Source organism: Streptosporangium sp. NPDC006013 (assembly GCF_040614275.1).
GTDB lineage: Bacteria > Actinomycetota > Actinomycetes > Streptosporangiales > Streptosporangiaceae > Streptosporangium.
In genome coordinates, this window is the sequence record NZ_JBEXUE010000482.1 from 1 (window position 1) to 7,506 (window position 7,506).

Here is a 7,506-nt window from a genome sequence, read left to right on the forward strand (position 1 = left end):
GACACCCCCGCCTCCGCCACCATCCTCGCCAGGCTCGCACTGGAGGCGGGCCTGCCGCCCGGGGTGCTCAACGTCGTCCACGGCCACGGCCCGGACTCCGCCGGGCAGGCGCTCACCGAGCACCCTGGGATCGACCGGATCACGTTCACCGGCGAGTCCGCGACCGGCCGGGTCATCTCGGCCGCGGCGGCGGGGCACCTCGTGCCGGTCAGCCTGGAACTCGGCGGCAAGGGCGGCAACGCGGTCTTCGCCGACGCCGACCTCGACAACGCGGTGAGCTGGTCCATCAAGGCGATCTTCACCAACGCCGGGCAGGTGTGCCTGGCGGGTTCGCGTCTGTACGTCCAGCGTCCGGTGTTCGACGAGTTCATCGCCCGCTTCACCGCCGCGGCCGAGGCGATGTGCCTGGGCGACCCCAAGCTGGACTCCACCCAACTCGGCCCGCTGGCCTCGGAGACCCACTACCGCAAGGTGCGCGGCTACGTCGAGACCGTCGCCGAGGAGGGCGGCTCCATCCGCTCCGGCGGCCTCGGCGACGGCTGGTTCGTCCGTCCCACCGTGATCACCGGCATGCCCGCCACCGGCCGCCACCAGCGCGAGGAGATCTTCGGCCCGGTCGTCACGGTGACGCCGTTCGACACCGAGGACGAGGTCGTGGCGCTGATGAACGACACGCGCTACGGGCTCAACGCGATGCTGTTCACCGAGAACCTGTCCCGGGCGCACCGAGTCTCCGCCCGCCTGCGGGCCGGGACCGTCTGGGTGAACTGCTTCTTCGTCCGCGACCTGCGCGCCCCGTTCGGCGGGGCGGGCGACTCAGGTGTCGGGCGCGAGGGCGGCACCTTCAGCCGCGAGTTCTTCACCGAGCCGAAGGCCGTCGTCATGCAGATCGACTGATCCGCAGCGGGACCTGACTGCGGCGAGCGGCGTTTGCGGCGTCACAACCAGGTGGGTGGGGCCGTCGGCGAACCGATGCCCGCCACCGTCAGAGCGGCAGCGGGATGCGATCGAAGAACCAGTACAGGCTGACCGCCACGACGGGGACCGAGATCGCGGCCACCACCCAGCGGGCCGCGGACGCCCGGCGCAGCAGCACCAGCAGCGGGAAGAGCACAGCGATGATCGCGAGCTGCGTCGCCTCGATGCCGAGGTTGAAGCTCAGCAGCGACAGGAGCAGCTCCCACGATCCGCTCTCTTTGATGTCCAGCGCACCGGCGAAGCCCAGCCCGTGCACCAGGCCGAAAAGGAAGACGATCGGCAGCAGCCATCCGCCCAATCTGTCTTCCCCACGGCCCAGGAGGTTGGCGACCGCCACGACAATGATCGACGCTGCGATGACGGGCTCGACGATCTCCCCAGGAACGTCCACGACCCCCATGGCCGCCAGCAGAAACGTGATGCTGTGGGCGGCGGTGAAGGCGGAAGCCGTGACGACGACGTCACGCAGCCGGCGCGCGCCGATGAGCAGCGCGAACAGGAAGAAGAGATGGTCGAGGCCGAACAGCAGGTGCTCGGCACCGAGCAGGAAGAACTCCCGGACCTGATACGACGCCGGATACGCACCGATCCGCAGCGTCGGGTTCTTGGCGACCAGGACCGCAGAGCCCTGCTCACCGTCGAAGTCGTAGCGGACGATCGTCTTCGTGCTGTGCACGAAGCTCTCGGCGTCGGGGAACAGCGCGCTTGAGATCGCGTGGACTCCCCCATCCCCGCCCGCGCAGGCGTAGGCGTAGGTCAGCACCGCGAAGGCCGCCTTGCTGCGGACACGGACGTCCGCGTCGCCCACCGGCGTGGGCGCGCACGGCTCGTCGTGGTACGCCACGGCGAAGCGGCCCGTGACATAGCCGGTCACGGCATCACGGTTGATCTTGAGCTGCTGGAGCTGCTCGGTCCGCTCCTTCGCCTCATATGCCTCCGCGTAGAGCCAGGCCGACTTCATGAGGAGGTCGTACTCGAGGTCGAGCACGACCTCGACGTTCGCGCCCGTGCCGGTCACCTCGGCGTGGGCGGCCGTGGTCGCGTCGTGCGCCGCCGCCGGAGCGGGACGCACCAGGCCGGCCGGTACACCGCCGAGAACGACGGCGAGGACGACGGCGAACAGCCAGCGCCTGCAGGACATGTCTCGTCTCTCCAGATCGGGGATGAGTGAATGCCGCCCCGGACCCGGTCCGGGGCGGCGGTGATGGGTCAGCGGCGGAACCAGTGGTACATGGGCGAGTCAGGTCCCCACTTGCCGGGACGGCCGCGCTCGTCCTTCGTGACGAAGACGCTCGGCTCGGAGGCGGTCACGCCGCCGCCGGCGGAGCGTGCCGTGACGAACCAGGCGTAGGCCGTGTCGTCCTTGAGACGGTCCCAGGTCACCGAGGCGACCTGACCCGACGCGACCTTGCTCCTGCCGACGACCCGGGTGGGCTTGTAGAGCGCCAGCGAGTCGGTCTGGAAGCTCGTCGTGCGGGAGGTGAGATCGACCGGCAGCACCATGTTGTCCTCGTGCCCGTTGTAGCGGCGCAGCGGGTCGAACTCGGTGGCGCCGAAGTCGTTGAGCAGCGGGGAGTAGGTGTCCACGGTCAGCTCCGCTCGCTCGACGTCGAACTGCAGCAGCCGGAAGAAGCTCGCGCCGAACTGGAGCTGGTCCGTCGGGTTGTACCCGCCGATCTCGGTGAGCCCGAGCCGGTCGGCCGACACCGTGTAGAACTGGTAGTCCGCCAGAAGTTCGACCACGCCCTTGCCGACCTGGCCGACCTTCGGCTTCACGTTGGTGCCCACGCCGTGCTCGTGTCCGGCCAGGATGAGGAAGACGTTCGAGTTCTTCTCAACCACCGCCTTGTAGAGCATCGAGCCGTCGGGGGCGGAGAATCCAGCGCCGCGCCCGTCGGGGTTGGTGCTCGGCACGATGTAGTCGTGCGAGAGCAGGATGCCGTTGCGGTTGGGGAACTTCTTGAAGATGGAGTCGGCCCATTCGGCCTCCTCCCTCGTCACGCCGTACGACAGGCCGACCACGACGAAGTCCAGCCCGCCCGCGGAGAACAGGTCGTAGTGGTTCTGATTGTCGCCTTCCCTCCACGGCCCGCCGTAGTTGGCGTGCTGCCAGCCCTGTGACGCCTCCTGATACCGGCTGGGGCCGTAGTACTTGTTGTAGATCGCGTCCGGCCCGTTCTCGGTGCCCGACTGGTTGTCGTGGTTGCCGGCGATCACGCCGTTCGGGATGTCCGCGTCGTCCAGCACGCGCTGCTGCCTCGAGGACACCTCGAACTCGCCGACGACCTGCTGCTGCATGGCCTCGTCGGCGGGCTTGCGGATGTTGTTCTCGATGATGTCGCCGGTGTGCGCGACGTACGAGATCTTGCGCTGGTCCTTGTTCGCGCCGATCCAGTCGACGATGCCGGCGTAGGCGGACTCCCACACCGCGCGCTCCTCGGCACTCTCCTGCTCCACCGCGCCCTCGGAGATGTACTGCGTGTCGGTGAAGTGGACGATCGAGAAGTCGTAGGAGGCGGGGTCGGCGAAACCGTTCGGGTCACCGGGCTCGATGTCGTCGGCGAACGGGTCCTCGCCCGTCACCATGACGTGAACCTGCTGCTTGTCGATGTGGTCCCCATCGACGACGGCCGTGAGAACGGTCTTGCCCTCGGCGGCGCCACGGGCGCTCGTCAGCAGATCCCATGCCTTGGTCCTCGTGTTCCACGCCCGCAGCGAGGCCAGGCGCTCGGGGTCGATGACGCCCTCCCAACGCAGGACCGGGGAGTCCACGTGCCCCTTCACCTGGACGTCGTACCGCTGGTAGGTGACGTCCTGGCCGGCGGGCGCGTCGAGCGTCCTGCCATCGGCGGGTTCGAGCCCTTCGGCCTTGACCTTCCTCTCGCCCGGGACCTTCAGGGTCGTGGGGACGGACTTGGCCGTGCCCTGGAACACCTGGTTCGGCGTCAGGATCTCGGCCTCGGAGAACGTCGCCGTCACCTGGCCGCCATCAGGTTCGGCCACCTTCGCCGAGAGGGTGACGGGATCCGACACCCCGACGGCCCCCAACGCCGGGGTCAGCTCGGTGGGGACGTCCGGGATGCCCGCGGATTCAAACACGATCTCGCGGCTCGTGGTGTTGCCGAGCCCATCTGTGCCGGTCACCGCCAGGGTGTGCTTACCGGCGTGCAGGCCTGGGCCCACCTGCGCGCCCAGCTCGATCGGCCGGCCGTCGAGTTTGACGTCCGGCCCGGACACGACGCCGGAGGCGTCCTCGAGCTTGACGTCCAGCACGACCGAGGCGTTGATCTTCTCACCCGCGGCCGGGACGCTATTGGCGACCGCCGGCGCCGAGTTGTCGGTGATCAACAGGCGGGTGGCGACCTCGCCCGTGGTCGACACCGCGGTGAGGGTGTGCCTGCCGTCCTTGATGGCGGTGGTGTCGAGGTCTGCGCGCAGGCCGCGGGCCGGCGCGTCCACCAGGAATTCGAGGTCGATCTCGGTCAGCGGGTTCACGTTGTCGCCGCAGTTGCCGTCGCCCATGCCGTACGAGGTCTTGAGCATCTGGCCGGTCGCCGTGCCCTGCACAGGGGTCAGGACGATGTTCGAGATCGCGAAGTCGTCGCGGTTGTTGCCACACGACGTCGGGAAGGTGCCGGTCACGAAGTCGATCGTGTTCCAGCCGGGCACGAGGTACTCGTTCGGAATCGTGAGGTCGACGCGCCGGCTCACGAAGTCGCCGTCGAGTACGACCTTCTGGCCGTTGACGAGGACGAAGTTCTGGTAGCGCGCCTCGATCGAGTTGCTGCCCACGTTGAAGCTGAGGGTGGCGTTACCCGAACCGAGCGTCTCGATGACGTTCACCGCCGGGGCGTCGATCGTGTAGCGCAACTCGACCTCGCGCAGGAGGGTCTGGCTGCTGCCGCAGTCGCCGTCGCCCATGTCGTACGACGGCTTGACGTCCTGGCCGGTCACGGTGGCGCCGTCAAGGGCGAGGTCCAGGTTGGCGATCGTGAAATCGTCGCGGTTGTTGCCGCAGGACTCCTTGAAGTCACCGGTGACGACCTTGATCGTGTTGTCGCCGGGCACCAGGAACCGGGCCGGAACCGCGATGGTCACGCGCCGGCTCACCCAGGAGCCGCCCAGGTCGATGCGTTTGCCGTTGACGAGCAGGAAGTTGTCGAACTTGTCGTCGATCGAGTCCGATCCCACGTCGAAGCTGAACTTCGCGGCGCCGTTGCCGAGCGTGGCCTTCGTGGCAGGCTTGTCGCCGTCGACGGTCAGGGACGCGACGCCGCTCTCGCCGCCGGCCGGGACCGTCGCGAAGACCGGCTTGGTGCCCGCCACGAGCGTGCCGTCCACGGGCAGCAGCCACGGTGCCCCGGCCGGAGCGTTGTTCACGGTCACGGTGTTCTTGACGGTCGCCCCGGCCGCGGTCGTGGCGGTGATGACGTGCTCGCCGTTGGCCAGCTCCGTCGTGTCCACGTCCGCGGTGAGACCCGTGGTGCCCTGCGGGTCGGACTGGACGAAGAACTTGAGCGTGGCGCGCTTCAGCAGCGAGGAGTTCGTGCCGCAGCTGCCGTCGCCGAAGGAGAGGGTATAGGGGTTCTCCTCGCCGTCCGCGACCTCACCGAGCAGTTCGAGGCCCACATCGGACAGCACGAAGTCGTCGTAGTTGAGGCCGCATGAGGACTGGATCGTACCGACGACGATCTCGACGGTGTTCTCTCCCTTGACGAGGTGCCCGTTCGGGATCTCGATGGTCGCCCGCTCGTTCACATGGTCGCCGATGTCGCTGCGGTACCCGCCGTTGACGAGCACGTAGCTGTGGTACTGCGCCTCCGTCGAGTTCGAGCCGACGTCGAAGCTGAGCTTGGAGACGCCCACCGTCCGGGTGGCGTCGAGTGCGGTGTCGTCGATGGCGAGTTTCGTGACACTGTCACCGGCCGCGGCCGGGACCGCCGCGACCTTCGCCGTGCCCACGAGGTACGAACCGTTGGCGGGGGTGAGCGTCGGAGGGGTCTGCGAGCTCGTCGGCGTCGGGCTGGGCCGTCCCCGATTCTGTTCCCCCGGTCCCGGGTCGGCGTAGGCCGCCGTCACAAGGCTGCTCACCAGCAGCACCGCGATTGCGCCGGCTGCGGCGAAACGCCGTCGGCTCCCCAGGCCACCCAGTAACTTTCGCGCTGCCATTGGCTGCATCAGGTGCAGTCCCTTCTATTCCGACAAGCACCGATCGAGCGGTTTGCCCTTCGGGCGGACACACTGGAGCGGGCGAGTGAACGGTGTGCATGAAGGGACTGAAGGGAAGCGAAATTATCGGCTCATTCTGGTCATCTATTACGAGACGGGACCAAATAGGTCACAAGGTCGACAAATAGCCATGTATCTGAATATCGGCATCGGCGGCTGACCGAGAAACCCATCACCATCAGGCCCCCGGATCGGCGGCGCTGGAGTACCGCGTCGCGGAGAGGGTGGTGGTGTGGCCGTCCTGTTCCAGCGGCGAAGGCCCAGGACTCCCGAAGCTGCTAATCCGCGCGTAGGCACCTGGACTGATCGTGGCTATCCGGTCTCCCCGAAGGCCTTCTCACCGAGTGCGGCCCGTTCCTGTGTCACCCCACCATTGACGGCCTCGACCGCACCGATCCAGGTAAACTCATCGCGGTTCGCGGCCGTATCCACGCCGCCGCCCGCACTGCGCTGGAATCGATTCCCGCGCCATTCCGGTCCCGCGCACCGCACGGTGGCTCACCGCTGAAACCTCGGTCTACCGGGGGCGCGAACCCTGCCGATAACTCGCGGCGAGGCGGTACGACGCCAAGGGGTTGGGGCCTCGGCTGAGCAGGGGAAACATCACAAGATTCTTCCGGCCTCACCGGCGAAGGCCTTCGCCACCACCGTTGAGCTGGGTGAACGGGCTTAGCGTACGTTTTCGTTCCGCCACACTCTGACCCCTGCGGCCTACCGGGCCCGGCGCTGGGAGGCCGACCTGGCCGACCGGCTGGCCGGGATGCGCGGCGCCCTGGCCGACGACGCCGACCGGATCGCCGCCGCCGTCGACGACCTGCTGGAGCTCGTCGATGGCGGCGGCACGGAGCACGGCTGGCAACTGCGGGCAGTCGCGCTCGCCGAGGTGAAGGGCAGGCCCGCCCTGAGCGGCATGCAGGTCGCTGCTGCGGGCCTGCGTAGGGTGCACCACCTCAGCCGTCGTACTGTGCCAGAGTGACCGTGCCCGCTGACCCAATGCCCACCGCCCTGGCGCCCTTCGTGGCGACACTGGGTGCGTACGAACTTGGGTCCGGCCCGGTCGCCGTCCATCGCGGGCTTCCCTCGTCCACGGTGTCGATCACGATCCCCGAGGAGGACTCGCTCGAGATCTCGTGGGTCGGGCGGCCCGGCTCGAGCCGGCGGCGCCGGGCTGTTGTGGCCGGGCTCCATCTGGACGCGGCCGAGCTGAGGCAGGTGGGATGCACGCGCGGGGTGTGGTTGACGCTCAGCCCGCTGGGCGCCGACGCACTGCTGGGGCTCCCGGCGTCGGCGCTGGCCGGG

At 68.4% G+C, this 7,506-nt stretch carries 4 protein-coding genes and 1 pseudogene; 3 read left to right on the forward strand and 2 right to left on the reverse strand.

The window, feature by feature from the left end; translation table 11 throughout:
- Window positions 1-897: aldehyde dehydrogenase family protein (locus ABZ260_RS42360; protein WP_355629110.1), on the forward strand; the 897-nt coding region annotated here is incomplete at its 5' end.
- A gap of 88 nt (window positions 898-985) precedes the next feature.
- Here the strand turns inward: ABZ260_RS42360 and ABZ260_RS42365 are convergent.
- Both ABZ260_RS42365 and ABZ260_RS42370 read right to left on the reverse strand, forming a co-directional pair.
- The gene (locus ABZ260_RS42365) at window positions 986-2,119 is read right to left on the reverse strand and encodes a HupE/UreJ family protein (protein ID WP_355629113.1); all 1,134 of its coding nucleotides are present in this window, start codon (window positions 2,117-2,119) and stop codon (window positions 986-988) included.
- Window positions 2,120-2,187: 68 nt separating this feature from the next.
- Window positions 2,188-6,069, reverse strand: a complete 3,882-nt coding sequence (locus ABZ260_RS42370; RefSeq protein WP_355629116.1) for a metallophosphoesterase — start codon at window positions 6,067-6,069, stop codon at window positions 2,188-2,190.
- Window positions 6,070-6,967: 898 nt separating this feature from the next.
- Between ABZ260_RS42370 and ABZ260_RS42375 the strand changes: the two genes are divergently transcribed.
- Both ABZ260_RS42375 and ABZ260_RS42380 read left to right on the forward strand, forming a co-directional pair.
- Window positions 6,968-7,183, forward strand: coding sequence for a hypothetical protein (locus tag ABZ260_RS42375; RefSeq protein ID WP_355629119.1), 216 nt, complete (start codon window positions 6,968-6,970; stop codon window positions 7,181-7,183).
- A gap of 17 nt (window positions 7,184-7,200) precedes the next feature.
- A pseudogene (locus ABZ260_RS42380) lies at window positions 7,201-7,506 on the forward strand (AraC family transcriptional regulator); the annotation flags it as partial.

Coding starts and splice junctions, on each gene's coding strand:
- ABZ260_RS42365 (WP_355629113.1), bottom strand. CDS start 2,119: ATGTCCTGCAGGCGCTGGCTGTTCGCCGTCGTCCTCGCCGTCGTTCTC.
- ABZ260_RS42375 (WP_355629119.1), top strand. CDS start 6,968: ATGCGCGGCGCCCTGGCCGACGACGCCGACCGGATCGCCGCCGCCGTC.